Consider the following 26,492-nt stretch of genomic DNA (forward strand, 5'->3'; position numbering starts at 1 on the left):
TTAACCTCAATTACAATCAAGTTTTGATTATAATTAAAACTATTCCGTAAAAAATCATCGAAAATCAGTAATTCGTTATGTATTTCAGAAGTTCTATTTTAATTAAAACAACTACAGCAAACAAATTCACACTTTGTAGGTTAACAACTATTATTTTCTATATTTGAAAAAATAACAAACAAGCTTCTTGTGTCTATGTCTATTTATTGGATGGATTGGCGAAGGTTTGTTTCTAGTATATACAAGTTGTGAGCAATATTCAGAAACCCAAAATGGACAAAGACGTAATTAAATTACTTGAACAAATCAATAAATCTCTTGCTGAAGTAAATATTCGTCAGAAGACTGCCGAAGAAATGGAAGATGTTAATAAAATATTGGACAGATCTGACAAACGTGTAGAATATTCAAGTCAACAAATTCAAAGTACATTCGACAGAATTCACGATAAAATTTTCAACTTCAATAACATTTTAATTGGTGCGTTTCTAGTTTTAGGAACATTTCCAAGTAATGCGCCTCAAGTTAAACTTTGGACAATTATATTTCCAATATTAAATATGGTATTTATAATCTATATTGACATTCGACAAATAGAAATTCATAGATATGCAACTGGAGAACAAGATTGGAATGATTCGGAAAGAGATAATTACGGTAAGAAAATCAATAATCAAACCCTATTATCATTATTAGCTCTTTTTCTTTCAATATGTTGTTTAATTTACTTGATAATGAAAGTTGTATAAAAATACCGCTTATATAGATGCTACAACGGATTTAGGCGATTGGCTTAATGGGAAGTTGTTTTTGTATTTGGAATGATTAGGCAAATCCGAAAATAGGGCTTAATTTAGTCCCAAACCCGCTGTAGTACTAGAATGTTGGCAGTAATTTGACTAAAAATAAAAAATATGAAAAATCTAATCTACATTTTTGTTTCATTTGTCATATTGTCTTGTCATGGACAATCTAAAACTGAAGATAAAAAAACCAACGAAAAGCATAATGCTGAATTAGATCTAACTATAACTTATCCAAAAATAAATCTTCGTAAAATTCCAAAAACTTGGAAAAGTCTTAATACAATTCAAAAAGATTGGATTAAAGTTGATAAGGATAAAAATGGTTATTTAATATACCAACCTTGTGATGGAATAACAGAAACAGTCAAACTTGAAGGTGCAATCCTAACAATAAATTGGAGAATAGAAAATTCACAGAAATTTGAACTTGAAAAATTCACAAGACTAACTGAAAATGATGCATTCAGAGCTGACGCATACGATGTTGAAAATAAAATAGGATTCGAAATAAAAGCAAGAATTATAGATTATAAAAACGGAATCGTTTTATGGGAATTTAACGGTAATAAATGGTTAATGACGCCAAAAGAAAACTTTAAAAGTTTCAGGATTATCAAAAATAATTGTGAAACTCAAAAGAAAAAAGAATTAGATTTTTTACCTATAGAAGATTAAAAAAACTACTACCTACTATAAAGGATTTAGGCAATAGCCTTAACAGCAAGTTGTTTTTGTATTTGGGATGATTTGGCAAATCCGAAGAATGGGCTTAAATTAATCCTAAATCTGTTTTAGTACCAGAACACCAGACGTAATTGCACATAACTAATTAAAAAACAACAATATAAACTAAAAAATTAATCAAATAAACTTGTAATAAACATTATAATTATGAAAAAAACATTTTACTTTCTTTTTTTAATCTATCAATTTACATATAGTCAATATACTCCAGAAACTAAAGAATTAATCAAACAAGCTTTGGTGTATGAACAAAATGGAGATATACAAAATGCAATAACTACACACGAAAAAATACTAAAAATAAATACAAAAAGTTTTCAATCTGCAAATTCTATTGCAGGATTATATGGTCAACTTGGGAATTCAGAAAATGAAATATCTTGGGCAAAAAAAGCAATTCAAATTAATCCAAAATATTGTATGGCATATATAAATCTTGGAAATGGGTATGCTTTAAAAAATGATTTTGCAAAAGCAAATGAATACTATAAAATGGCTGACAAAATTGAACCATCAAATCCACTTCCTCCATACAGTATAGGAGTTGTGGAAGAATCTAATGGAAATTTTAAATCTGCAATTTCTTATTATGAACAATCAGTTTCAAGAGATAAAAATTTTGAAAATGGCTATTTTAATTTAGCGGCTGCTTATGCAAGTATTAAGGATTTTAAAAATGCAGATAAGAATATTAAAAAAGTTTTGGAATTAAGCCCAAACGCCAGTGACGCGCAAGAAATGCAAAAGCACATAACTAAAGAATTACAAAACATTAAATAACTACGCATAACAACTACAACAAATTTGTGCAATTGCCTTACTGTGAAAATAGTTTTGTATTTAGTATTATTTGCTTCGCTTATTCGCTATCGCTTGTGTAGTAAACCGGATAACCTATTTACAATCTTTACAAAGGAGTGAAAAACAACGTCAACAAAAACTAACAAACAAAATGACTAAATTTAACTTTAATAATAAAAGATTTGCGCTTATTCAAAATTCTGATAATGGGCAGGTGAATACAGAAACCATTTTTAATTATAAGCAAGATGACAATCTTGTGACTGCCGACTATTTTGGAGGAACAATAAAATATGGAAAAATTATTGCTGAATTAAAAGGTGACGAATTAAATATGCTCTATCAATGCTTAACAACAGATAATCAACTGAAAGCTGGTAAAGCATTAGCACAAATTACACTGACAGAGAACGGCAAAATTAAATTGTCTTTAGATTGGGAATGGCTAACAAACGGAAACGACAAAGGAAAATCTGAATACATAGAAATTGAATAAAACAAATATGACAACAGAATTAAAAAATTTAATCAAAACAGCATATACAGCTTTCAACGAAAGAGATATTGATAAGGCGCTTTCAACAATGCATCCTGACATTCAATGGCCAAAAGCATTTGAAGGCGGATATGTAAGCGGACACAACGAAATTAGAGAATATTGGACAAGACAATGGACTGAGATTAACCCAAATGTAGAACCAATCGAAATTAACGAAAGACCGAACGGGAATTTAGAAGTCGAAGTTCATCAAAAAGTAAAAGACTTACAGGGCAATTCGCTCTTTGATGGAACTGTAAAGCACATTTACACTTTACAAGACAACTTGCTACGAAGAATGGATATTGAATTAGATTAAACAGATTTACTCCGTCAACTAACTCTCTTCTTTGTTCAAATAAAGCCTTCTGAAATCTGCCCTCTGTCACCTAAAAACTACCTCGTAAAAACCAAATTATTTCCTTTAGACAAATTAGCATCAAACTGATAGCTTTCATAATTAAAGCCTTTTAAATCATCAAGCGTTTGAGCATTGGTATCCAAAATATAGCGCACCATCAATCCCCTAGCCTTCTTGGCAAAAAAACTGATAATCTTCAAGTTTCCGTCTTTGTAATCTTTAAATTCGGGAGTAATAACTGGAACTTTCAAAGCCTTCACATCCACCGCCGAAAAATATTCGTTGCTTGCCAAATTAATAAACAACTCCCCTTTTTTAAGTTCTTTGTTCAACGAAGCTGTGAGGTTCTTTTTCCAAAACTCATATAAGTTTTTGCTTTCGCCAATAGGTAATTTCGTTCCCATTTCAAGACGGTAAGGCTGAATTAAATCCAACGGTTTCAAATAACCGTACAAACCCGATAAAATTCTTAAAGTATCTTGAAGCTGTTCTAGTTTCTCCATCGGAATCGAGTAAGCATCCAATCCTGTATACACATCTCCGTCAAAAGCATAAACCGCAGGTCTAGCATTTTCGGGTGTGAAAGGTGTTTTCCAATCTTGGTTTCGTTTCCAATTCAAATCGGATAATTTATCTGAAATGGACATTAATTCCGACAAGGTTTTTGGTGATTGTTGTTTCAAAACTTTATGAACTTGTCTGGATTCTTTTAAAAAAGAAGAGGAAGTATATTGAGAAGTGGGTAATTCTTGTTCGAAATTCAGTGATTTGGCTGGCGATAATACAATTTTCATATAGGGCTATTTATTACTTCAAAAATACAAATTGAAATCTAGAATCAAGAAACAATGAATTGAATTGTTTAATACTATCATAGAAAATTCAGATAGAGAGTCGAAACCTCTTTTTAGCATGCAATTTAATACAAAGCTGAACAAATTCATCGATATTTGTTATATTTGAGCGAAATTTAGAACATGAAATTATTTTATACATTCCTTTTTTGTATCCTATTTCAACTGGGATTTGCGCAATCGGCAGATCAGTATTTCGAAAAAATTAGAAATAACGAAGCCGCTTTAACTGCTTTTTTTTCTCAAATGCCAAAAGGTGGTGATTTACACCATCACTATTCTGGTTCTATTTATGCAGAACCTTTATTGGCCCACGCCATCGCCCATGATTTGTATCTGAACACTCAAACCATGACTGTCAGCCAGGAAAAACAAACTGGAACTGATTGGGTATTATTCTCTACTTTACAAAAAAATGGAGAATTAGAAGCTTACAAACAAAAAATAATGCACACGTGGTCGATTAAGGATTATAACAATGTCGATTACCCTTCGGACAAACAGTTTTTTGACTCTTTTATGAAATTTGAGCCTGCAACCATTGGTAATTTTGGAGCCGGTTTATTGGAACTAAAAAACAGAGCTATCAAAGAAAATGTAAGCTATATCGAAACACAATTATCGACTATTCCTTGTGCTATAAAAACTGATGATTTAGCCAAATACAATTCGCAATTGCGAAAAATGGTTGCTAATAAAAACGAAAAAGCCATTATGCAATCTTTGGATTCTTTGTATGCAATTTTCAACCAAAAAGACGCCAAAAAATACGCTTCCGATTTTAACAGCAATTTTGTTGGCAAGATGCACAAAGAGCTTAAAATCGATGATAGCCAATTTACAATGCGCTATCAAAATTTTGTTTTGCGATTTATGGAACCTGTAGATTTATTCAAAAATCTAGTCGTGGCTTTTATCTCGGCAGATAGTAGTCCATTGATGGCGGGTGTCAATATCGTTTCTCCCGAAGATGGCGAAACATCTATGAAAGATTATGAATTGCACATGCTAATGTTCAAGTATTGTCACAGTCGTTTTCCAAAAGTAAAATATACGTTGCATGCTGGAGAACTTACCTTAGGATTAGTGCGCCCAGAAGAATTATCATGGCATATCAATGCAGCTGTTTATACCGCTGGAGCCAACAGAATTGGGCATGGGGTTGATATCCCTTACGAAGAAAAAAGCTATGATCTAATGCGTTATATGGCAAAAAATAATATTCCTGTCGAAATCAATTTGGTTAGCAATGAATTTATTTTAAAAGTAAAAGAAAACCGCCACCCTATTCTCTTGTACAAAGAATTTAACGTTCCCATAATCATAAGTACAGATGATGCCGGAATATTGCGAACCAATATGACCGAGCAATATGTTTTATTGGCCAAAAGATATCCAAACATTTCCTATACTGATATCAAACAATTTGTTTACAACAGCATCAACTTCAGTTTTATACAAGATGCAACGGTAAAAAAGCAATTAATCAAAGATTTAGATGTCCGTTTCAAAACTTTTGAAGCTAATTTTTCAATGAAATAAATTATTTCAACTCGATACAAAACAATTACAAGCCTCATTTTTTGAGGCTTTTTTTATTGCATAAATCCTCTTTCAGATTTGCATTATTATGGCTAATTTCACCAAATTAGATATTCTACTTTCAATACGCACAAAATGAAACATTGGGACATACTTTTATCCAATCAAGTTGATAAAAAAAACTTCATAGAAACTTTATTATCAGGAAAAATTCAAGGAAAATTATCCGATTTCAATAACCAAAAAGGAATTTTATTTTCTGACATATCCATTCAAAAATTAATAGAAGAAGAATACATACACGACTCTATTGAAGCAACCCCTGACTTTCATCGAAACCTGCGCACTTTTTCATCGGGAGAGCGAAAAAAGGAATTTTTAAAATATTGCCTCAGACAAAAACCCGATTATATTATTCTGGATAATCCTATGGATCATCTGGACCAAAAATCAAGATTAGAATTAACAACTGAGATTGCAACAATCTCAAATTCGGTTTGTATTATTCAATTGGTAAATCGAACGGCCGATTTGCTTCCATTTATTTCAAATAAAGCACAAATAGAGAATAATTCATTTGAATTGAATGATATAAAAACAACGGAAGATCATTCGATTGAAGATAATGAATATAAAATACCTATTCACAAAGAGGTTTTTAAAGATGGTGTTCTTATAAAAATGAATAAAATATCCGTTTCTTATGACGAAAGACCTATAATTGATTCACTTTCATGGACAATAAAACAGGGTGAATTTTGGCAACTTATTGGTCCGAATGGCTCTGGAAAAAGCACTCTTTTATCATTAATTACGGGCGATAACACCAAAGGTTATGGTCAGGATATTGAACTTTTTGGAAGAAAAAAAGGCAGTGGTGAAAGCATTTGGGAAATCAAGAAGAAAATCGGGTCTTTCTCAACCTCTATGACCGATTTATTCAACAGAAATACAACTTTGGAAGAAATGATTCTCTCAGGCTTCTTTGATTCTATTGGTTTATACAGGCAGCCAACAACCCTACAAAGAAAAATCGTCTCTCAATGGCTAGATTTAATTGAAATGACTCCTTTGAAAAATAAAATCTTCAATCGTCTTTCTATTGGTCAGCAAAGAGTCGCACTCATTACCCGTGCGGTTCTCAAACATCCGCCATTATTAATTTTGGATGAACCAATTGAAGGATTGGATGATCATAATGTGGCATTGGTAATTCAACTTATAAATACAATTAAAAGAGAAACCAATATTACCATTCTATTTGTTTCACACAGAATGGAACCGAATCTTGCTCCTAATTCGGTCTTAGAATTAGAAACAAGTCCAACGGGATCTAAGGGTGTTATAAGGCCTTATGTTTAGTAAATTAGAATTCCCCATAAACAATTCCGCAATCAACGTCATTGCGAGGAACGAAGCAAACACACTAAGAAATACAACTCCAGCAAATGTGATTGCTTCGTTCCTCACAAAGATATTCGAAGCGAAAAAAATAATAACAAAGAAACCTTATCTCTGCCTTTAGCCCTGATCGAAACGGCATCTCCCGATTTAGAAAAACAAGGCATTTTTGCCGTAGTTTTTGTTAATCGGGAATATAGTGGAGAGCAGGAACCATCTATCCAAAAATACCCCATCTTTCTGCTCCTAAATATTTTTTGAACAATCGTAAAATAGAAAAATACTACTTTATGAGGTAAGAATGATTTTATAAAGTTTGTAACTTTTATTCTAACACCACGTATAATAACTTTAACTTTAAAACCAAAAAAAACTCATGGCACCATTTATGATTTTTATTATAGTCTTCGGACTGATTATTCTTTTTTCTTCATTTTTTACTGTAAAACAACAAACTGCGGTTGTTGTAGAACGTTTTGGTAAGTTTTTAAGTATTCGAAACTCTGGTTTACAACTCAAAGTTCCAATTATTGACAGAATTGCTGGTCGTGTAAATTTTAGAATTCAACAATTGGATGTAATTATTGAAACACAAACCAAAGATAATGTGTTTGTGAAAATGAAAATTTCGGTGCAGTTTAAAGTTATTCCTGAACATGCCTACGAAGCATTTTATAAATTAGAATATCCGCATGACCAAATCACGGCTTACGTTTTTGACGTAGTGCGTGCAGAAGTTCCTAAACTTATTTTGGATGATGTTTTCGCAAGAAAAGATGATGTCGCTATTGCCGTAAAAAGAGAATTAAACGAGGCAATGATGGCGTATGGTTATGATATCATCAATACTTTGGTTACTGATATTGACCCGGATATTCAGGTAAAAAATGCAATGAACCGAATTAATGCTGCCGAAAGAGAAAAAACAGCAGCAATGTTCGAATCTGAAGCACAAAGAATTAGAATTGTTGCAAAAGCAAAAGCGGAAGCCGAAAGTAAAAAACTGCAAGGTCAGGGTATTGCAGACCAACGTAGAGAAATTGCACGCGGGTTAGTAGAAAGTGTTGCAGTTTTGAACGAAGTAGGGATTAATTCGCAAGAAGCATCTGCCCTTATTGTAATTACACAGCATTATGATACTTTGCAAGCTATTGGTGCCGATACAAATTCGAATTTAATTTTGCTGCCAAATTCTCCACAAGCAGCAAGTGATATGTTAAATAATATGGTAACTAGTTTTTCCGCTTCAAACATCATTGGAGAGCAAATGAAAAAACAAAAACCACGTGTTAAAAAAACTGATCACACATCTATAGATTATAATCCGTCGGATACTTCAAATCCAACTACTGAAACTGAAACTGAATAATTTATGCAATTTTAACTGCAAAGAACGCAAGGAATTACGCAAAGTACACAAAGCTTTGCGTTCCTTGCGTTTTTTAATAAAAAATAATTTCTCCTTGCGGCTTTGCGGTAAAACAAAAAAAATGAGGCTATCTATTAAAGACAGCCTCATTTTTTTATGTAAAAAAGTCTATTTTATTCCTCATCATCCACATGGTGCGATTTTGAATATCCTCTCCATTTCTCAATACAATCTTGGAAATCCTGAGGCAATTCAGTATCAAAACGCATCAATTCACCTGTATTTGGATGTACAAAACCAAGTGTTTTAGCATGTAACGCCTGTCTTGGCAATGCTTTGAAACAATTCTCAATAAACTGTTTGTATTTCGTAAAAGTAGTTCCTTTCAAAATCAAGTGACCTCCATAACGTTCATCGTTAAAAAGCGGATGTCCAATATGCTTCAAGTGCGCACGAATCTGGTGTGTTCTACCCGTTTCCAGTTTACATGAAATCAATGTCACATACCCAAAACGTTCCAACACTTTATAATGAGTAATCGCAGGTTTCCCTATTTCAGGATCTGCAAAAACAGCCATTTGCATGCGGTCTTTCAAGTGTCTTGCTAAATTCCCTTCGATAGTTCCTGCATCTTGAGCGACATTACCCCAAACCAGGGCGATATATTCTCTTTCAGAAGTTTTAGCTTCAAATTGCTTAGCCAAATGTGTCATTGCAGCTTCGGTTTTGGCAATAACCAATAAACCTGAAGTATCCTTATCAATTCTGTGAACTAATCCAGGACGTTCACTGCTGTTCATTGGTAAATTCTCAAAATGAAACGCCAATGCATTCACCAAAGTGCCTGTATAATTCCCATGACCAGGATGTACAACCAAACCAGGCGGTTTGTTGATTAGCAAAAGTGCTTCATCTTCATACACAATATCAAGCGGAATATCCTCTGGATCTACCCTATTTTCAAAAGGAGGATGCGATAACATTACCCGCACCACATCAAAAGCTTTTACTTTATAATTCGACTTTACCGTGGCGTCATTCACAAAAATATTGCCTTCGGTAGCGGCATTCTGAATTTTATTCCTTGTAGCGTTTGGAATCAAACTCATCAAGTATTTATCAATTCGCAAAGACGTTTGACCTTTAGGAACATCGAACCTAAAATGTTCAAATAATTCTTCGTCTAAGTCTTCTATTGGTTCAATATTATTGTTCATTAGGTGCTTCTGTATCTGTTGCTGGAGCAGCCGTGCTGTCCACTGGTTCTTCTTCTTGATAACTCTCTTTTCCATCTCCCAAAACCAAATCAATTTTAGAGGCTTTCAAAACACGATCTCCTGCTTTTACATTTCTTCCTTTGTATCGCATTTCCAAGACCATGTCTTTTCCTAAATTAGGAACATAAGTAATTGTCCCCGCTTCAAGTCCTAAAGCTTTTAAAGTTGGTACAGCCTCACGATATGTTTTTTCAATTAAATCTGGAATTCGTACAGACGAAAATCCAGAAGAATTAATCTTAATATATACTTTTCTACCTACTTTTACCTTTGTTCCAGGCATAGGATCTTGCTCTACTACACTATATTTTGGATAATCTCCTCTAAAATCAACACTATCCAATAACTCATAATCCAAATCCAATTCGTCTAGCTTTTCTTCTACTTGTTCTTCAGTCAATTTTCTCAAATCTGGTACCGAAATTTCATGCCCATGATCTGTAGTAAAAGTCAACCAATGCATAAATAAATAAGCAAAAACTGCAATAATAGCAAATGCTATAAGCACCTGCCCAAAAAATACGCGACTCGTAAGATATTTTTTTAAGCTCATAAATATTTTTATTTCCCGCAAAGATAAAGCTATTTCGTTTCAAAAAAAATGATAATTTTGTTTAATAGTACTTGTCCCTCCGAACATCATTTTTGTAAGGAGCTATTCCTGCTGTACGCTTGTATCTTTTGCTTAAAAAAACATTTTTCCAAAGCCATAAAAGGAGCTTCCGCTGGTCGCTCTTTTCTGTCAGGAAAAATTAGTTTTTTTTAAGCAAAAGGATACCGCTTCCATCAGGGCTAGGGCATCAGTCTTCAAAACAACATTTAAAATTAAAATCACAGTATTACACATTCAAAAAATTTGTGCAATCCGTGTAATTTGTAGCAAAAAAACAAAAAAATATGAAAAACATTGCCATCATCATGGGCGGCTATTCCAGCGAATACAAGATCTCACTTATTAGCGGAAACGTAGTTTACCAATTCTTAGACAAAAACAAATACAACGGATTTAGAATCCACATCTTCAAAGAAAAATGGGTCTATGTTGATGACCAAGACAATGAATTTCCAATTGATAAAAATGATTTTTCAACAAGCGTAAACGGAACCAAAATCACTTTCGATTGCGTTTTCAATGCCATACACGGAACACCAGGAGAAGATGGCTTGATGCAGGCTTATTTCGAATTAATTGGGATACCACAATCATCTTGCGACTATTACCAAGCAGCATTAACGTTCAATAAACGTGATATGCTTTCAGTTTTAAAACCATACGGAATCAAAACGGCAAACTCCTATTATTTAAACAAAGGCGACGCAATCAATACCGCCGAAATCGTAAAATCCCTTGGTTTACCATGTTTTGTAAAACCAAACAAATCAGGTTCTAGTTTTGGAATTTCAAAAGTAAAAACCGAAGCTGAATTACCAATCGCTATTGAAGTTGCCTACAAAGAAGACAACGAAATCATCATCGAAAGTTTCCTAGACGGAACCGAAGTTTCTGTTGGAGTTATCAATTACCAAGGTGAAATAATCGTTTTACCAATCACCGAAATTGTTTCAGAAAATGATTTCTTTGATTACGAAGCCAAATACCAAGGAAAATCTCAGGAAATTACGCCTGCCAGAATCTCTGACGAAATGACTCAAAAAGTAAGCGACGCTGCAAAACGTGCCTACGAAGTATTAAAAATGAAAGGTTTCTCAAGAAGTGAATTCATCTTTGTAGATGGTGAACCTTACATGCTCGAAATGAATACTATTCCAGGATTAACCACAGAAAGTTTAATCCCGCAACAAGCCAAAGCCGCAGGAATTTCATTAACAGATTTATTTACAAATGCGATTGAGTTAGCACTTAATTAAGTTGCTGAGCTTCTAAGACCTATAAGCTACTAAGTAACTTAGAGTCTTAGAAACTCAAAAAAAAATTTAGAAGCTCAGCATCTCAGTAACTTAGAAACTCAAAGAAAAAACAATGAACAAAACCAGAATTGAAGCCTTTAGTGATGGTGTATTAGCCATTATCATTACCATCATGGTATTGGAAATAAAAGCACCTGAAGAAGATAGTTTTGAATCCTTAACACACTTAATTCCAGTTTTTTTAAGTTATGTTTTGAGTTTTATTTATGTTGGAATTTATTGGAATAACCACCACCACATGTTTCAAGTCGTTAAAAGAGTGAATGGCTCTATTTTGTGGGGTAATCTTTTTTTACTTTTTTGGTTGTCTTTGATTCCGTTTGCAACCAGTTGGATTGGAGAGCATCACTTTGCAGCAGTTCCCATGAGCATTTATGGTTTTGTTTTATTGATGTGTGCTATAGCTTATAATTTGCTTCAAAATAAAATCATAAAACTAGAGGGTAAAGATTCTATTTTGAACAAAGCCGTTGAAAAAGACCTCAAAGGTAAATTGTCAACTTTAGCATACCTCTTGGCAATCCCGTTAGCTTTTGTATCACCTTGGATTTCTGGATTCCTATATATTGCAGTAGCGATGCTGTGGATTGTTCCAGATTCGAGAATTGAAAAACAACTAAATTAAAATGAAAATGAAATCGCCATGCTTCCAAATTACAAATAAGAATAAAGAATGGCGATTCTATATTCCGCTAATAAAAAATATATAATTCATATGAAAAAAGCCATATTCCCAGGTTCGTTTGATCCTATTACCTTAGGTCATGAAGATATCATTAATAGAAGTATTTCGCTTTTTGATGAAATAGTAATTGCAATTGGAATAAATGCCGAAAAAAAATACATGTTTAGCCTCGAAGAAAGAAAACGTTTCATCGAGGAAACATTCAAAAACGAGCCCAAAGTTACGGTCATTACATACGAAGGCTTAACCATCGACTTATGCCATAAAATCAAAGCGGATTTTATCCTAAGAGGACTACGCAATCCAGCCGACTTTGAATTTGAAAAAGCTATCGCCCACACCAACAGACGATTATCAAAAATTGAAACAGTCTTCTTATTAACTGCAGCCCGAACTTCCTATATCAGCTCTAGCATCGTGAGAGACGTTATCCGAAATCATGGAGAATATGAAATGCTGGTCCCTAATGCTGTAAGGGTTAAGTTGCATAAGTAGTTAACAATTATTTGGCCGACTACAATGAAAAGAATTAGGAAATAAGGAAAAGCAAATTAAAAATGAACTATTTAAACGAAATTAATTCTGAGGGCTTTGCAATTATTAACGAAGTTTATTCTGAAAATGAAATCAATACAATAATTTCAGAAATAGAAAAAGTTATAGAAAACGAAACTGCAAACTCAACGTTTAGAAAATCTGAAGATTTATTTGCTATCAGACAATTTCACAAAGAAATTCCAGAAACACTAGGTTTTATTTTTAACCAAAAATTGAGAGAAATAATAAAATTAAACTTTGGAGAAAATTATTTCATAACTAAATCTATTTACTTTGACAAACCAGAAAAATCGAATTGGTTTGTTGGCTATCATCAAGATTTGACAATTTCGGTTAATCAGAAAGTAGAAATTGAAAATTATGAGAATTGGACAACCAAACAAAATCAATTTGCTGTACAGCCACCAAAAGAAATTTTAGACCAAAACTTTACAATAAGAATCCATATTGATAAAACAACAAAAGAAAACGGAGCGTTGAAAGTATTGAATAAATCACACAAAAAAGGAATTTTTAGAACTGAAAATATAGAAATAGAAAAAGAAATAGAAACGTTTTGTGAAGTTGAAAAAGGCGGTATAATGATAATGAAACCTCTACTTTTTCACGCATCAAACAAAACTACAAATAATGAAAGACGAAGAGTAATTCATATTGAGTTTAGCAATCAAAAGTTACCAAACGAATTAGAATGGAGTGAAAAAACGAATTATAATTTTAACTAAACGCAATTATTGGCTATATCAACAGACACTACAATTAATTTGAGTATTGTAAATAGTTTTCCATTTCTAAATCTTGATAACTGAACAGTCAAAACCTCAAAACATAAACTTGCGAAACCTACCATTTAAACGTAATTTCGCAACCTAAAAAATACATCCTTTACAATGAGTTTCGAAAGAGAATTAAATAAACGCAGCGGTTCACAATGTGAATTATGTGCTGCCACCGAAAATTTAAAAGAATACCAAGTATTACCAACTCAAAAAGGAGGTTTAGACGAAAGTATTTATGCTTGTACTACTTGTATTAATCAAATAGACAATCCAGGCAATGAAGATTTAAACCACTGGAGATGTCTAAATGATAGTATGTGGAATGAACATATTCCAGTGCAAGTAGTAGCTTGGAGAATGTTAAGCCGTTTGCGCAATCAAGATTTACTGGAGCAAATGTATTTTGACGAAGATACTCTAGCATGGGCTCAGGCTACAGGTGAAGGAGAAGACGATGAAAATAAGATTATACACCGCGATGTAAATGGTGTTATTTTAACGCACGGAGATTCTGTAGTATTGATTAAAGATTTAAAAGTAAAAGGTTCAAGTATGGTTGCCAAACAAGGAACTTCGGTACGTAACATCCGTTTAGACCATGAAAATGCCGAATATATTGAAGGAAAAGTTGATGGTCAACAAATTGTAATCATTACACAATACGTTAAGAAAATATAACAAACAAGTGATCAGACATTCTAAAACTATTATCTGATTAAACGTAACAAAAGGTTTAAATAAAAAATCGTTAACAGAAAATTGTCTGTTAACGATTTTTTTATACTTATCAATGTTTACTGAATACTAAATTCATGAACACTGAGCACTTGTTTTTCTAGCTTTTTTGAAATAACTTTTCAATTTGCTCTTTTGATAAAGGCTCTGAAACATTAGTTGTACTAGCATCTTTACTCGTTACCATAAATTGTACCGTCGTTTTATCTGAACTAGCAATATAATGCAACCAAACAAAATTATTAGGTAATTCTAATTTAACATCATTCAAAGGGCTTGACGTAAAACCTTTGGAAATAATGCTGTACAAACTTTGATATGCATTATCCACATTTTTAAATGTAAAATTCTTCAATGCTGCTTCTTCATCATTTGTAGATTGAGTTGTGTAGAAAAAGGTGAAATCATCTCCTATTTTTTGCACATAAAAACTATTATTTATTCTACCTAATCTCTCTACAGGCACCGTTTCAACAACTTTAATTTGGCTAAAACCAGCAGCACTAATAAATAAAATAGCAATCGCAAAAACTTTTTTCATAATTTATTTGGGGTTTAATGATTATACTCTAATAGGTTAAGTATTCATTCACAAACATAACAATAATAATAAAAATTACCCCCTTTATCAATCTTGTTTTTTAAAACATTTGCTCATTTTTTATTTATAAACCCAAACACAAACGAACAACAACGAATATATCATTATAAAATTAATGGCTATTTCATCCTCTAATTCACAGCAACTACCATATAATTAGGATCTTCCATAATATTCACATCAATAATAGCTTCGGCATTTTTTAATAACCGAATACAATCTGGACTTAAATGTCGTAAATGTACTTTTTTTCCAAGTTTATTATATCGTTGCGTAACTGCATTTAAAGCTTCAATAGCCGACATATCAGCTATTCTACTTTCTTTAAAATCAATAATCACTTCGTTGGTATCATTTAAGACATCAAATTTTTCTGCAAACCCAGCTGTTGATGCAAAAAAAAGAGGTCCGTAGATTTCATAATTTTTCACTCCATTGGCATCTACATATTTTTTTGCTCGTATTCTTTTAGCACTTTCCCAAGCAAAAACTAAAGCCGAAATTACAACTCCAATCAAAACTGCCAAAGCTAAGTTATGGAGTAAAACCGTGATTAACGCCACTATCACCACCACAAAAACATCGTGATTTGGCATTTTGTTTACTATTTTCAAACTAGCCCATTCAAAAGTACCAATAGCAACCATAAACATTACGCCTACTAAGGCCGCCATCGGCAATCGCTCGATTATAGGTGCTCCAAATAAAATAATTAGAAGAATAGTCAATGAAGCTACAATCCCCGACAAACGAGCTCTTGAACCTGCCGAAAGATTCACTAACGTTTGAGCAATCATAGGACAACCACCCATTCCAAAGAAAAAACCATTCAATATATTAGAACTTCCTTGAGCGATACATTCACGATTTCCGTTTCCTTTCGTTCCTGTTATTTCATCTACTAAATTTAAAGTCAGCAAGCCTTCAGTCAACCCAACAGCTGCCATAATCAAAGAATATGGAAAAATTAATTTCAGAGTCTCCCAATTAATTGGAATATTCGGAATATGAAATGGTGGAAAACCACCGCTTATTGATGCAATATCTTTTACTGTTTTGGTTTCAATTCCAAAGAAAAAAACCAAAGCAAACACAACCATAATAGCTATTAGCGAAGCTGGAACTGCCTTAGTTAATTTGGGCACCAACATCACAATTCCAATAGTCAATGCAACTAGACCTGCCATGATGTACATTGAACTTCCAGAAAGCCAAACACTTTGATTATTAACAATAGTTTTAAACTGCTCCAATTGAGACATGAATATAACAATAGCTAATCCATTTACGAATCCAAACATTACGGGATGTGGTACTAACCGAATAAATTTACCAAGTTTAAAAAGCCCAACAAGAATCTGTAAAACTCCTGCTAAAGCAACAGCTGCAAAAACATATTCCAAACCATTTGATTTCATCAAAGCAATCAAAACAATTACCGTTGCTCCTGCTCCGCCTGAAATCAATCCAGGTCTTCCGCCGAATATCGCCGTAACAAAACCCGCAATAAATGCAGCATACAAACCTGTCAAAGGCGGAAATCCTGCCAAAATTGCAAATGATAATGATTCAGGAATCATCGTCATCGCCACAGTAAAACCAGCTAAAACTTCCGTTTTATAATTTACTTTTTGTGAGAAATCAAATAAATTAAATAGTTTTTTCATACGTTGATACATAGCCTTTTTGGACACCATTTTTCAAAAACAAAATAGCACTCAATAATTTTCGATAAAATGTTCTGAAACGAATTATTGCAATTTAAAGTAGAGCAGAATTACTCTTCCTCTTTCTTGATTACCTTTCTGGCAACTTCGATTTTAAATTTCTTACCTTTCATTTTTTCGTCTTTAATCGCATGCAATAAATCTTTTACTTTATTGAATTTTACTGCCGCAAACGAAATAAAATCTTTCACTTCTATTAAACCTAAATCGCCTTTTTCTAGTTTTCCTTTTTGAGAAAAGAAACCCACAATGTCAATTTTGTTTAATTTATTTTTCTTTCCACCACTAATATAAATAGTTTGAAACTCGGGTGGTTTTGGTAAAGTTGTATTGTTATCTACATTTAGAACTGACATTCCGTAATCAACGTAATCGAGTTTTTTTTCACTATCGTTTACAATAAGATAAGCCGTTCCCGAAGCCTGCATACGAGCCGTTCTTCCGTTTCTATGTGTGAATTCATCTTCTTTTAATGGCAAATGATAATGAATTACGTGTTTCATTTCTGGAATATCAAGCCCACGAGCGGCCAAATCAGTAGTGATTAAATAACTTACACTTCCGTTGCGAAATTGAATTAATGCACGTTCTCGTTCTTCCTGATCCATACCACCATGATAATATGTGGCATAAATTCCTTTTTCATTTAGAGTATCACTAATTCGTTCAGCAGCATCTCTGTGATTACAAAAAACAATCGCCGATTGTGATTTCAACGAACATATCAAATTGAATAAACTACCTATTTTATCTTTTGCTACAGAAACAACCATTTTGGTAGTCAAGTTGCTTTCTTGTTCTTCTTCTGTTGGAATAAAATCTAAAATAGTAGGATTGACAACCCTTGTGTATTTTGGAATTTCAATATCCGAAGTTGCCGAAACCAAAACACGCTTGTTCAGTTTACTCAGTTTTCCGATAATAAAAGACATTTGTTCATGAAAACCCAATTGTAAAGATTTATCAAACTCATCCAAAACTAGCGTTTGGATTTTATCTAATCGAAAAGTTCCTCTATCAATATGGTCTGCAATTCGACCCGGAGTTCCTATTAAAACCGCAGGAGGATTACTCAAATTTTTAATTTCAGTATCAATAGAGTGTCCGCCGTAGCACACATTTACTTTGTAATCAGTTCCCATTTTTTTCCAAACCTGTTCAATTTGCAAACCTAATTCACGTGAAGGCACTAGAATCAGGCATTGAACCGATAGAATCTCAGGCTGTAACATTTCGAAAATAGGAAGCAAAAACGCTAATGTTTTTCCAGAACCGGTTGGAGAAAGTAATAAAACATTATTGTCATTTAAAATAACGTCTTGAGCAACTTCTTGCATTTCGTTTAGGCTTTCGATACCTAAATTCAATAATATATTGTTGGAATGGTGTTTCTTATTCATTTTGCAAAGGTAACTAAAAATTACATTCGCTTTTATGGCATACTTTTTAAAGCAAAAATTGCACAAATTTTCACTAACTAATTCGTGAAAATCTATGCAATTTGTTTTAACTATTTTACCTTAAAGACTTTATTTAAAAGTAATTATTTAATCATTTTCTTCTTCAAAAAGTAATTTTATATTTTCATACGAGTTTTTCAATGCTTCTTTAATCTGCTCCGGATTTAACCACGCCACTTTTTCAATACCTTCCTCAATTTGACCAATTGGTGTTCCTTCAAAATCTGTTTCCATTTCAAACCAATGCGTAATTTTTAATTTATATTTTCCATTGCGTTTAAAAACATGATAAGTTTTCTGAAGTTTCTCTATAATTTTCAATCCGTTTACTCCAGTTTCTTCTTCCACTTCTCGTGTAGCAGCATCCTCAATTAATTCCCCTTTTTGAGAACCTCCTTTAGGTAAATCCCACTTTCCATTTCTAAAAATAAATAAAACCTCTCTATTTTTATTATATACTAGTCCACCTCCAGCTTTATTTACAGCTATTTTTGCTTTCAAAGTTTTCATAATCAAGCTCTCATCGGGATGATAAAGACAAGCTTTCTTAATTTTATTTTGAAACATTTTTACAATAAGTTGCTCGACATCAATACTGTCCAACAAGAAAAGTTGAAAATCGGTCTCCTTAGAGATTTGATTTGTCAAAAAAAGTGGTTTGTCGTTAACAAAAACTTTATACATTTGTATTATGATTTTTAATAAAGATACAGCCGAAAAAACAGCCGAATTGCTTTTGCAAATAAATGCAATTAAATTGAATCCAGGAAATCCTTTTACATGGGCTTCTGGATGGAAATCGCCAATATATTGCGATAATCGTTTAATACTCTCGTTTCCAGCCATAAGAAATTATGTTAGAGACGAATTTTCTAAAAACATTGAAAAACAATTTGGTAAACCAGATGTTATTGCAGGTGTAGCCACTGGCGCAATAGGCATTGGAATGCTCGTTGCCGAGAGTATGGGACTCCCTTTTGTATATGTACGTCCAGAACCGAAAAAACATGGTCGTCAAAACCAAGTAGAAGGTTTTTTACAAAAAGGACAAAGCGTAGTAATAATTGAGGATTTAATCAGTACTGGAAACAGTAGTTTGCTTGCCGTTGATGGCTTACGAGAAGCAGGAGCCGTTATAAAAGGGATGGCAGCAATATTTACTTATGGATTTGATGTTGCTGACAAAAATTTCCAAAATGCAAATATTGATTTATATACTCTTAGTAATTACCAAAACTTATTGAATTTGGCAGTTGCAAAAAAGTATATAACCGAAAATGAAGAACAAACTCTTAGAGAATGGAATGTGAGTCCATCAACTTGGAATATATAATTTTGGGATCGCATAATCAGAATAAAAATAAAAGACAACTATGAATTTAGAGAGCCCAAAGGTTACTATTGAAAAATCTGCACAAGAATTATTCGATTTATTAAGTGATGTAAAAAACTTCGAGAAATTAATGCCAGATAACATTGCAAAATTCGAAATTATAGGAGAAGATGCTTTTATTTTTGGATTAAAAGGAATGCCTGAAATTAAATTAAAAATGAAAGAAAAAGTAGCTCCAAACAAAGTCGTTTTAGGTGCTGCGAGCGATAAACTTCCATTTACTTTAGTCGCTAACATCAATACTGTTTCGGAGCAATCAAGTGAGGTAAAACTAGATTTTGAAGGTGATTTTAATCCTATGATGGCAATGATGATCAAAGGACCTATTTCGAAATTTATCGAAACCTTAGCCAACAACATGACAAAACTATAACATACTGTTTAAATAAAAAGTATAGCCTTTTAGTTCTCGATCTAAAAGGCTTTTTTTTTATTAATATAGCATCTGTACTTCTTTCAGATTATATTCACAAACACTATCATCTTCCAATAAAATTTGAAGCTTTCCTATATTCGAAACACCTTTTATAATTCCCATAAAATTGTTTTGATTTTCATCTGTAAAAGCAGTAGGAATGCCTATTCTAAACAATTCACTAACATACTCTTCCCATAAGACGGAAGACTTTGATGCATAATCAGTAATTATTTCTTCCATTTCAGAAACGATAGTAAAAAGAATCTCTTCTTTATCAAAAGTAGTGTTACAAATTAAAGCTAACGAAGAAGCTCTAGGCAAATTTTGAAAATCTGCTTGGTTCACATTCAGACCCAATCCAACAATAGAAGTAATTGTTCCATCACCTTTAATACTATTTTCTATCAATATGCCACCAATCTTTTTATTGGCTGACATAATGTCGTTAGGCCATTTGATACTTAATTCAGGAATATTATATTTTTTTAAAACCCGAATTACAGCAAGAGAAATCACGATATTAAGATCAAAAACAGCTTCATTATCAAACAAGAACCCCTTTACCAAAACACTCATAATAAGATTCTTACCTGACTCAGAATCCCATTTAGACCCCATCTGCCCCTTACCTTTCATTTGATTCTCGGCAGTAACAACTGTAAAATTTTGAACCTCTTGTTTGTTCGATATACCTTTTAGAAAATCATTTGTTGAATCTATGGCATCGAGTTTGATTAACTTCATCTATACATTTTTTGCAAAACATAATTTAATATTATGTTAAGGTTCAAAATTAATCACAAAAAATGGTAACTTTACAAATTCATATAAAAAAATAAATGGCGAAAAAGATTATAAACAATGATGTTTTGTTGGCAAACATCATAAAAGGAATAGAAGAAGTAAAAGGAAGTGATATCGATATTTTGGATTTAAGAGAAATAGACACTGCAGTTTGTGACTATTTTGTGGTTTGCAATGGAAATTCTAACACTCAAGTGAATGCTATTGTAAATTCAATCCAAAAAACAGTCTCCAAAGATTTAAAAGACAAACCTTGGCATGTAGAAGGTTCTGATGTAGCCGAATGGGTATTAATGGATTACGTACATATTGTAGTACATGTATTTCAAAAGCACATTCGTGAATATTACAATATAGAAAGCCTTTGGGGGGATGCCAAAATCACTAAAATCGAAAATAAATATTAAAGAAACAATCTTATAATGGCTAAAGAGAATAATCCAAATTCAAATAAATTTAAGGTAAGTCCTTGGTTAATTTATACCGCAATAATATTGATTTTTTTAGCAATTAGTTTTGCAACTGGTGGGTCAAATTTTCAAGAACCTGCTCAATTAACATCTTCAAAATTTAATTCCTTTTTAGAAAAAGGACAAATTGAAAAAGTAATTGTTTACAACAAAAGTGAAGCAGAAGTTTTTTTAAATCAAAAAGCATTAAGCGACCCTGAACACAAAAAAGTAGCTAAAGATTTATTAGGCAATATCAATAAAGGACCACATTATTCTTTTGATATTGGTAACGATCAAATTTTTCAAACAAAATTAGAGAAAGCAGTTGCCGAAGGTAAATTGAAAGATTTTAATTTCTTACCAAAAAGTAACTGGTCTGATATTTTAATAAGCCTATTACCTATAATAATCATTATTGGTGTATGGATTTTTATTATGAGAAAAATGTCTGGTGGTCCTGGTGGCGGAGGTGGACAGATTTTCAATATTGGAAAATCAAAAGCAAAACTTTTTGACGAAAAAACAGATATCAAAACTACTTTTAAGGACGTAGCTGGATTAGAAGGTGCTAAAGAAGAAATACAAGAAATTGTAGAATTCCTTAAAAACCCTGAAAAATATACCAATTTGGGAGGTAAAATCCCGAAAGGAGCATTACTTGTTGGACCTCCAGGAACAGGAAAAACTTTACTAGCCAAAGCCGTAGCCGGTGAAGCTCAAGTACCATTCTTCTCTTTATCAGGTTCTGATTTTGTTGAAATGTTCGTCGGAGTTGGAGCTTCACGTGTACGTGATCTTTTCAAACAAGCTAAAGAAAAATCTCCAGCAATTATTTTCATTGATGAAATCGATGCTGTTGGTAGAGCTAGAGGAAAAAGCAATATGTCTGGCGGTAATGATGAAAGAGAAAATACTTTAAATCAATTACTAACAGAAATGGACGGTTTCGGAACTAATTCTAATGTAATTGTTTTAGCTGCAACTAATAGAGCCGATGTTTTAGACAAAGCTTTAATGCGTGCTGGTCGTTTTGACAGACAAATTTTTGTTGATTTACCAGATATTCGTGAAAGAGCCGAAATTTTTCAAGTTCACTTAGGACCTATCAAAAAAGTAGAAGGTCTTGATCTTGATTTTCTTGCCAAACAAACTCCAGGTTTTTCTGGTGCCGATATTGCCAATGTTTGTAACGAAGCTGCATTAATAGCTGCTCGTAACAACAAAACTGCTGTTGACAAACAAGATTTTCTTGATGCCGTTGATAGAATTATTGGGGGTCTTGAAAAGAAAAATAAAATCATTACTCCTGAAGAAAAAAGAGCAATTGCTATTCACGAAGCTGGTCATGCAACTGTAAGCTGGATGCTTGAACATGCTGCTCCCCTTATCAAAGTGACTATTGTACCTCGTGGACAAAGTCTAGGAGCTGCCTGGTATCTTCCTGAAGAAAGACAAATCGTAAGAACTGACCAAATGTTAGACGAAATGTGTGCTACAATGGGAGGAAGAGCTGCTGAAAAAGTTACTTTTGACAGAATTTCGACTGGAGCGCTTAGTGATTTGGAAAAAGTAACTCGTCAAGCTCGTGCCATGGTAACAATTTATGGCTTGAATGACAAAATAGGAAATGTTACTTATTACGATTCATCTGGACAAAGTGAATACAGTTTTTCTAAACCTTATTCTGATGAGACAGCCAAAATAATAGATGCTGAAATTTCAGAATTAATTGAAGGACAATACGAAAGAGCTATTCAGATTTTAGAAGAAAATAAAGATAAGTTAAACCAACTTGCTGATATCTTGATTGAAAAAGAAGTAATCTTTAAAGATGATTTAGAAGCTATATTTGGAAAAAGAACTTTCGACAAAAACTTAGGTGAAGTAGTTTCATAATTTAAAAAATTAACAAATATTTAAAATCTTAATTCAAAACCTCGTTTTGAATTAAGATTTTTTTATCTTTGAACGTTTTCAAGTAACACAAAACGATTAGTAACAAATTATGAATCTTTTTAAAAAATTATTCGGTTCTAACGACCCTTCATCTGATGAAGGCAGGAATGATAATTCAAGTAAACCAAATCCAGATATTAATGCCCCTTTGGATGAACAATTTATCTATAATTTTAAAAAAAATGGTGGTAAATTTTTATACTGCGAAAATTTAAATGAAGTAAAAGAACAATTTGAAAACATACTCGAAGAAAATGATTGGTTTGAATGTGAAGCTTTGTGCTACGAGCCTAAATTATTTTTCTTACTAGATGAAAACAAACTAACATACGGTCAAAATTTAAATCCTAAATTTTTATTGTCAAGTTGTGAAAACCTCGTAACCGAAGAAGGTTCTGTACTATTTTCATCTAATCAAATCAAACAAAAAAAACCAAACGAATTGCCTGCTAATATTGTGATTTTAGGAAAAACTAGTCAAATCGTTGAAGGCAAAAGTGAAGGTCTTAGTGCTATAAGAAAAAAATATTTAACAGAATACCCTACCAATATTACAACAATCAAATATTTTGAAAAAGCCAAAGAAGAAGATTTTACTCAGTACGGAAGTTCTGCTAAAAATTTATATTTATTGCTTTTAGAAGATCTTTAAAATGAATGAAACGCTAAAAAGATCAATATCTGGTGCTGTATATATCTTATTACTAATAGCATCAATACAATACTCTATAGAAACTTTTTTTATTCTATTTGGTGTTTTTTTGTTAATAGCGGTAAGTGAATTTTGCAACTTAGTTCATCTAAACAAAATCCTACCAATTATAATAGCTATTTTATTCTATTGCATTTTTTATAAAATTGCAATAGCTATAAAAGATGATGGTCTTTTCTATATACTCAGATACAATAGAGATTTTGATTTAGCCGTATTATTTTTATCTCTTATTGTCTCTTTAAAATGCATTGTGTTTTTATTTGATAATAAAAACTTAAAAGTAGATTCCTTTTCAAAATTTGCTTATTTAATTGGATACATCATTCTTCCTTTTATTATTATTACAAAAATACCTTTTGGAATTAAGGGCTACAATCCAAACATTCTAATTAGTATTTTCATTTTAATATGGACTAATGATACTTTTGCCTATTTAGTTGGAAAATCAATTGGAAGGCATAAATTATTTGAAAGGATTTCTCCTAAAAAAACGATTGAAGGATTTCTTGGCGGTATTGGATTTGCATTAATTGCAAGTTATTTTATTTCAAAATATTTTTTGATGCTTCCAGAAAAGAACACATACATTTGGCTCATAATAGCTGCTATCGTTGGTATTTTCGGAACTATTGGAGATTTAGTAGAATCCAAATTTAAACGAATTTCAGAAAAAAAAGACAGTGGAAACATCATGCCGGGCCATGGAGGTATCCTAGATCGACTAGATAGTGTTATCTTTGTAGCACCAATTATATTTTTATTTTATCAAATTTTAAATTATGTTTCATAAAGAAGGAACTCAAAGTATTTTATTAGGCACTATTTTTACAGCTGTAATTATCTTAGCATCAGATTATTTTATTCAAACGGAATGGATTAAAATGGCTATTGAAATTGTAACTTTATTATTATTGATTATCATTTTACAATTTTTTAGAAATCCAAAAAGAACTGTAGCAATCAATGAAAATCACATCATTGCTCCCGTTGATGGAAAAGTGGTGGTTATTGAAGAGGTATTTGAAAGCGAATATTTTAAAGACAAAAGAATTCAGGTTTCTATATTTATGTCTCCTATAAATGTCCATGTTACTCGTTATGCCATAAGTGGTTTGGTAAAGTTTAGTAAATACCATCCAGGTAAATTTCTTGTGGCTTGGCACCCAAAAGCAAGTGAAGAAAACGAAAGAACAACAATTGTTGTTGAAAATCAAACTTTCGGAGCAATTTTGTACCGCCAAATTGCTGGTGCATTGGCAAAGCGAATTGTAAATTATGCCAAAGAAGGTATGCAAGTTGTACAAGGTACTGATGCTGGTTTTATTAAATTTGGTTCACGAGTAGATATTTTTTTACCTTTAGGTACTCCAATTAATGTAGAACTAAATCAAAAAGCAATTGGAGGAAAAACTATAATTGCAATTAAAGCTTAATGATCGAACAAGATTTAGACAAAAAATTTCTAGAAGCTGTAAAAATAGCTTCTGCTATGACACAAGCATCTTTGCCGCAGGATGTGCAGCTACGTCTTTATGCCTTCTATAAACAGGCTACATTTGACAAAACAAAGTTTAACATAACAGATAATTCAGATTTAAGAAATGCATTCAAAACCAATGCATGGATTCAAATCAGTCATCTTACGCAAGAAGAGGCCAAAAAAGAATATATAACCCTAATTCATTCCCTAATAAAGTAATCGTATTCTTTTTATGAAATAAGCATGACCGCAAATTTGTGATAAACATTAATAGCAGCTATGCAAATTCCATATGACCGATAAAAAACAATATATATCAACATATGAAAAAAAACACTTTTATATTAGCAAATTTGCTCTTTATTTTGGTTTTGATTTCTTGTAAAGACAAAAAAATGACAGAGGTTGTAGAAGTACCGCTTCCATCAGTACAGGAAAAAGTAAAAATAGGAAACCCAAATGATGTCAAAGCTGCCGAAGGTTCTTTTCAAATGGAAAAAATTTCTTTTGGTTATGATGCTTTAGCACCAGATATTTCTGCTATAACTCTAGAATCTCATTACGGAAAGCATTATTTATACTTCACTAATAATTTAAACAAAGCCGTTCTTGGAACTAAATTTGAAAACCTCACAATTGAAGAGTTACTAAAAACATTAGACATTAATGATCCTGTAATACGTAATAATGCAGGAGGATATTACAATCATAGTTTATATTTCAAAACTATTTCACCAAAAGCTGGAGGTGAGCCAATAGATACATTGGCTTCGAGTATTAATAAAGATTTTGGATCTTTCTCTAATTTCAAAACGGCATTTAAAGATACCGCTTTAAAACAATTTGGATCAGGTTGGGTTTGGCTTGTAGTAGACAAAACAGGAGTACTTCAATTATCAACTACACAGAATCAAGATAATCCATTAATGACTTATGCGCCAGTTGTTGGATTCCACGGAACTCCTATTTTAGGAATAGACCTTTGGGAACATGCATATTTCTTAGATTATCAATACAAAAAGAAAAATTATATTGATGCCTTTTTTAATATTGTGAATTGGGATAAAGTAAACGAAAATTACAAAGCAACTTTCAAAAAATAAAAAA

30 protein-coding genes are annotated in these 26,492 nt (G+C 32.3%); 22 read left to right on the plus strand and 8 right to left on the minus strand.

Annotated features, from left to right (window positions below):
• Positions 1-272: 272 nt before the first annotated feature.
• The 5 genes from ACUN3A_RS03180 to ACUN3A_RS03200 all read left to right on the plus strand — a co-directional run bounded on the left by ACUN3A_RS03180 (position 273) and on the right by ACUN3A_RS03200 (position 3,208).
• Positions 273-749: a hypothetical protein gene (locus ACUN3A_RS03180; RefSeq protein WP_445549907.1), complete on the plus strand. Its 477-nt coding sequence runs from the start codon at positions 273-275 to the stop codon at positions 747-749.
• Positions 750-914: 165 nt separating this feature from the next.
• Positions 915-1,481 carry a hypothetical protein gene (locus tag ACUN3A_RS03185; RefSeq protein WP_445549908.1) on the plus strand — a complete coding sequence of 189 codons (567 nt, stop codon included), beginning with the start codon at positions 915-917 and terminating at the stop codon, positions 1,479-1,481.
• Positions 1,482-1,697: 216 nt separating this feature from the next.
• Positions 1,698-2,330, plus strand: a complete 633-nt coding sequence (locus ACUN3A_RS03190) for a tetratricopeptide repeat protein (RefSeq protein ID WP_445549909.1) — start codon at positions 1,698-1,700, stop codon at positions 2,328-2,330.
• Between the two features lie 172 nt (positions 2,331-2,502).
• Entirely contained in the window at positions 2,503-2,847 is a 345-nt protein-coding gene (locus ACUN3A_RS03195; RefSeq protein WP_445549910.1) for a hypothetical protein, read from the plus strand.
• A gap of 7 nt (positions 2,848-2,854) precedes the next feature.
• Positions 2,855-3,208 (plus strand): nuclear transport factor 2 family protein, encoded by a 354-nt coding sequence (locus ACUN3A_RS03200; RefSeq protein WP_445549911.1) that lies wholly within the window; start codon positions 2,855-2,857, stop codon positions 3,206-3,208.
• Between the two features lie 77 nt (positions 3,209-3,285).
• Here ACUN3A_RS03200 and yaaA read toward each other — a convergent pair whose 3' ends face one another.
• Complete coding sequence (yaaA, locus tag ACUN3A_RS03205) at positions 3,286-4,044, minus strand: peroxide stress protein YaaA (RefSeq protein WP_445549912.1); 759 nt, start codon at positions 4,042-4,044, stop codon at positions 3,286-3,288.
• Between the two features lie 183 nt (positions 4,045-4,227).
• On the opposite strand from yaaA, the gene ACUN3A_RS03210 reads away from it, so the two are divergent.
• The 3 genes from ACUN3A_RS03210 (at position 4,228) to ACUN3A_RS03220 (ending at position 8,416) form a co-directional block, all read left to right on the plus strand.
• Positions 4,228-5,646 carry an adenosine deaminase gene (locus tag ACUN3A_RS03210; protein ID WP_445549913.1) on the plus strand — a complete coding sequence of 473 codons (1,419 nt, stop codon included), beginning with the start codon at positions 4,228-4,230 and terminating at the stop codon, positions 5,644-5,646.
• Positions 5,647-5,781: 135 nt separating this feature from the next.
• Complete coding sequence (locus tag ACUN3A_RS03215; protein WP_445549914.1) at positions 5,782-7,008, plus strand: ATP-binding cassette domain-containing protein; 1,227 nt, start codon at positions 5,782-5,784, stop codon at positions 7,006-7,008.
• Between the two features lie 415 nt (positions 7,009-7,423).
• The gene (locus ACUN3A_RS03220; protein WP_445549915.1) at positions 7,424-8,416 is read left to right on the plus strand and encodes an SPFH domain-containing protein; all 993 of its coding nucleotides are present in this window, start codon (positions 7,424-7,426) and stop codon (positions 8,414-8,416) included.
• A gap of 173 nt (positions 8,417-8,589) precedes the next feature.
• On the opposite strand, the gene ACUN3A_RS03225 is transcribed toward ACUN3A_RS03220, so the two are convergent.
• Together ACUN3A_RS03225 and ACUN3A_RS03230 are read right to left on the minus strand one after the other, a co-directional pair.
• Positions 8,590-9,633, minus strand: coding sequence for an RluA family pseudouridine synthase (locus tag ACUN3A_RS03225; protein WP_445549916.1), 1,044 nt, complete (start codon positions 9,631-9,633; stop codon positions 8,590-8,592).
• Positions 9,623-10,246 carry a PASTA domain-containing protein gene (locus ACUN3A_RS03230; RefSeq protein ID WP_445549917.1) on the minus strand — a complete coding sequence of 208 codons (624 nt, stop codon included), beginning with the start codon at positions 10,244-10,246 and terminating at the stop codon, positions 9,623-9,625. The genes ACUN3A_RS03225 and ACUN3A_RS03230 overlap by 11 nt, the downstream gene beginning before the upstream one ends.
• Before the next feature lie 344 nt (positions 10,247-10,590).
• Here ACUN3A_RS03230 and ACUN3A_RS03235 point away from each other — a divergent pair, with 344 nt between their 5' ends.
• The 5 genes from ACUN3A_RS03235 to ACUN3A_RS03255 all read left to right on the plus strand — a co-directional run bounded on the left by ACUN3A_RS03235 (position 10,591) and on the right by ACUN3A_RS03255 (position 14,322).
• On the plus strand, positions 10,591-11,562 hold the full coding sequence (locus ACUN3A_RS03235; protein WP_445549918.1) for a D-alanine--D-alanine ligase: 972 nt from the start codon (positions 10,591-10,593) through the stop codon (positions 11,560-11,562).
• A 112-nt stretch (positions 11,563-11,674) separates the two neighbouring features.
• Positions 11,675-12,247 carry a TMEM175 family protein gene (locus ACUN3A_RS03240; RefSeq protein WP_445549919.1) on the plus strand — a complete coding sequence of 191 codons (573 nt, stop codon included), beginning with the start codon at positions 11,675-11,677 and terminating at the stop codon, positions 12,245-12,247.
• Between the two features lie 90 nt (positions 12,248-12,337).
• Positions 12,338-12,802: a pantetheine-phosphate adenylyltransferase gene (coaD, locus tag ACUN3A_RS03245; protein ID WP_445549920.1), complete on the plus strand. Its 465-nt coding sequence runs from the start codon at positions 12,338-12,340 to the stop codon at positions 12,800-12,802.
• Between the two features lie 62 nt (positions 12,803-12,864).
• On the plus strand, positions 12,865-13,590 hold the full coding sequence (locus tag ACUN3A_RS03250) for a phytanoyl-CoA dioxygenase family protein (protein WP_445549921.1): 726 nt from the start codon (positions 12,865-12,867) through the stop codon (positions 13,588-13,590).
• A 165-nt stretch (positions 13,591-13,755) separates the two neighbouring features.
• Positions 13,756-14,322 carry a PhnA domain-containing protein gene (locus ACUN3A_RS03255; RefSeq protein ID WP_445549922.1) on the plus strand — a complete coding sequence of 189 codons (567 nt, stop codon included), beginning with the start codon at positions 13,756-13,758 and terminating at the stop codon, positions 14,320-14,322.
• A 157-nt stretch (positions 14,323-14,479) separates the two neighbouring features.
• Here the strand turns inward: ACUN3A_RS03255 and ACUN3A_RS03260 are convergent, their stop codons facing one another.
• The 4 genes from ACUN3A_RS03260 to ACUN3A_RS03275 all read right to left on the minus strand — a co-directional run bounded on the left by ACUN3A_RS03260 (position 14,480) and on the right by ACUN3A_RS03275 (position 18,851).
• On the minus strand, positions 14,480-14,920 hold the full coding sequence (locus ACUN3A_RS03260; protein ID WP_445549923.1) for a hypothetical protein: 441 nt from the start codon (positions 14,918-14,920) through the stop codon (positions 14,480-14,482).
• 191 nt (positions 14,921-15,111) lie between these two features.
• On the minus strand, positions 15,112-16,647 hold the full coding sequence (locus ACUN3A_RS03265; RefSeq protein ID WP_445549924.1) for a SulP family inorganic anion transporter: 1,536 nt from the start codon (positions 16,645-16,647) through the stop codon (positions 15,112-15,114).
• 110 nt (positions 16,648-16,757) lie between these two features.
• Positions 16,758-18,107: a DEAD/DEAH box helicase gene (locus ACUN3A_RS03270; protein WP_445549925.1), complete on the minus strand. Its 1,350-nt coding sequence runs from the start codon at positions 18,105-18,107 to the stop codon at positions 16,758-16,760.
• 147 nt (positions 18,108-18,254) lie between these two features.
• Positions 18,255-18,851: an NUDIX hydrolase gene (locus tag ACUN3A_RS03275; protein ID WP_445549926.1), complete on the minus strand. Its 597-nt coding sequence runs from the start codon at positions 18,849-18,851 to the stop codon at positions 18,255-18,257.
• A 7-nt stretch (positions 18,852-18,858) separates the two neighbouring features.
• On the opposite strand from ACUN3A_RS03275, the gene pyrE reads away from it, so the two are divergent.
• Together pyrE and ACUN3A_RS03285 are read left to right on the plus strand one after the other, a co-directional pair.
• Positions 18,859-19,500, plus strand: coding sequence for an orotate phosphoribosyltransferase (pyrE, locus tag ACUN3A_RS03280; protein ID WP_445549927.1), 642 nt, complete (start codon positions 18,859-18,861; stop codon positions 19,498-19,500).
• Positions 19,501-19,540: 40 nt separating this feature from the next.
• Positions 19,541-19,933 (plus strand): SRPBCC family protein, encoded by a 393-nt coding sequence (locus ACUN3A_RS03285; RefSeq protein ID WP_445549928.1) that lies wholly within the window; start codon positions 19,541-19,543, stop codon positions 19,931-19,933.
• Between the two features lie 60 nt (positions 19,934-19,993).
• On the opposite strand, the gene ACUN3A_RS03290 is transcribed toward ACUN3A_RS03285, so the two are convergent.
• A complete protein-coding gene (locus ACUN3A_RS03290) occupies positions 19,994-20,722 on the minus strand; it encodes a biotin--[acetyl-CoA-carboxylase] ligase (protein ID WP_445549929.1) in 729 nt (242 codons plus the stop codon).
• A 95-nt stretch (positions 20,723-20,817) separates the two neighbouring features.
• On the opposite strand from ACUN3A_RS03290, the gene rsfS reads away from it, so the two are divergent.
• The 7 genes from rsfS to ACUN3A_RS03325 all read left to right on the plus strand — a co-directional run bounded on the left by rsfS (position 20,818) and on the right by ACUN3A_RS03325 (position 26,488).
• Positions 20,818-21,189, plus strand: a complete 372-nt coding sequence (gene rsfS, locus ACUN3A_RS03295) for a ribosome silencing factor (RefSeq protein ID WP_445549930.1) — start codon at positions 20,818-20,820, stop codon at positions 21,187-21,189.
• Between the two features lie 15 nt (positions 21,190-21,204).
• The gene (gene ftsH / locus ACUN3A_RS03300) at positions 21,205-23,130 is read left to right on the plus strand and encodes an ATP-dependent zinc metalloprotease FtsH (protein WP_445549931.1); all 1,926 of its coding nucleotides are present in this window, start codon (positions 21,205-21,207) and stop codon (positions 23,128-23,130) included.
• Positions 23,131-23,239: 109 nt separating this feature from the next.
• Positions 23,240-23,842 carry a lactate utilization protein B/C gene (locus tag ACUN3A_RS03305; RefSeq protein ID WP_445549932.1) on the plus strand — a complete coding sequence of 201 codons (603 nt, stop codon included), beginning with the start codon at positions 23,240-23,242 and terminating at the stop codon, positions 23,840-23,842.
• A gap of 1 nt (position 23,843) precedes the next feature.
• Complete coding sequence (locus ACUN3A_RS03310; RefSeq protein WP_445549933.1) at positions 23,844-24,695, plus strand: phosphatidate cytidylyltransferase; 852 nt, start codon at positions 23,844-23,846, stop codon at positions 24,693-24,695.
• Positions 24,685-25,338 carry a phosphatidylserine decarboxylase family protein gene (locus ACUN3A_RS03315; protein ID WP_445549934.1) on the plus strand — a complete coding sequence of 218 codons (654 nt, stop codon included), beginning with the start codon at positions 24,685-24,687 and terminating at the stop codon, positions 25,336-25,338. Before ACUN3A_RS03310 ends, ACUN3A_RS03315 begins: the two co-directional genes overlap by 11 nt.
• Positions 25,338-25,604 carry an acyl-CoA-binding protein gene (locus ACUN3A_RS03320; RefSeq protein WP_445549935.1) on the plus strand — a complete coding sequence of 89 codons (267 nt, stop codon included), beginning with the start codon at positions 25,338-25,340 and terminating at the stop codon, positions 25,602-25,604. Before ACUN3A_RS03315 ends, ACUN3A_RS03320 begins: the two co-directional genes overlap by 1 nt.
• A gap of 104 nt (positions 25,605-25,708) precedes the next feature.
• A complete protein-coding gene (locus ACUN3A_RS03325; RefSeq protein ID WP_445549936.1) occupies positions 25,709-26,488 on the plus strand; it encodes a superoxide dismutase in 780 nt (259 codons plus the stop codon).
• Positions 26,489-26,492: the final 4 nt, after the last annotated feature.

It is taken from the genome of Flavobacterium sp. WC2509 (assembly GCF_052683105.1).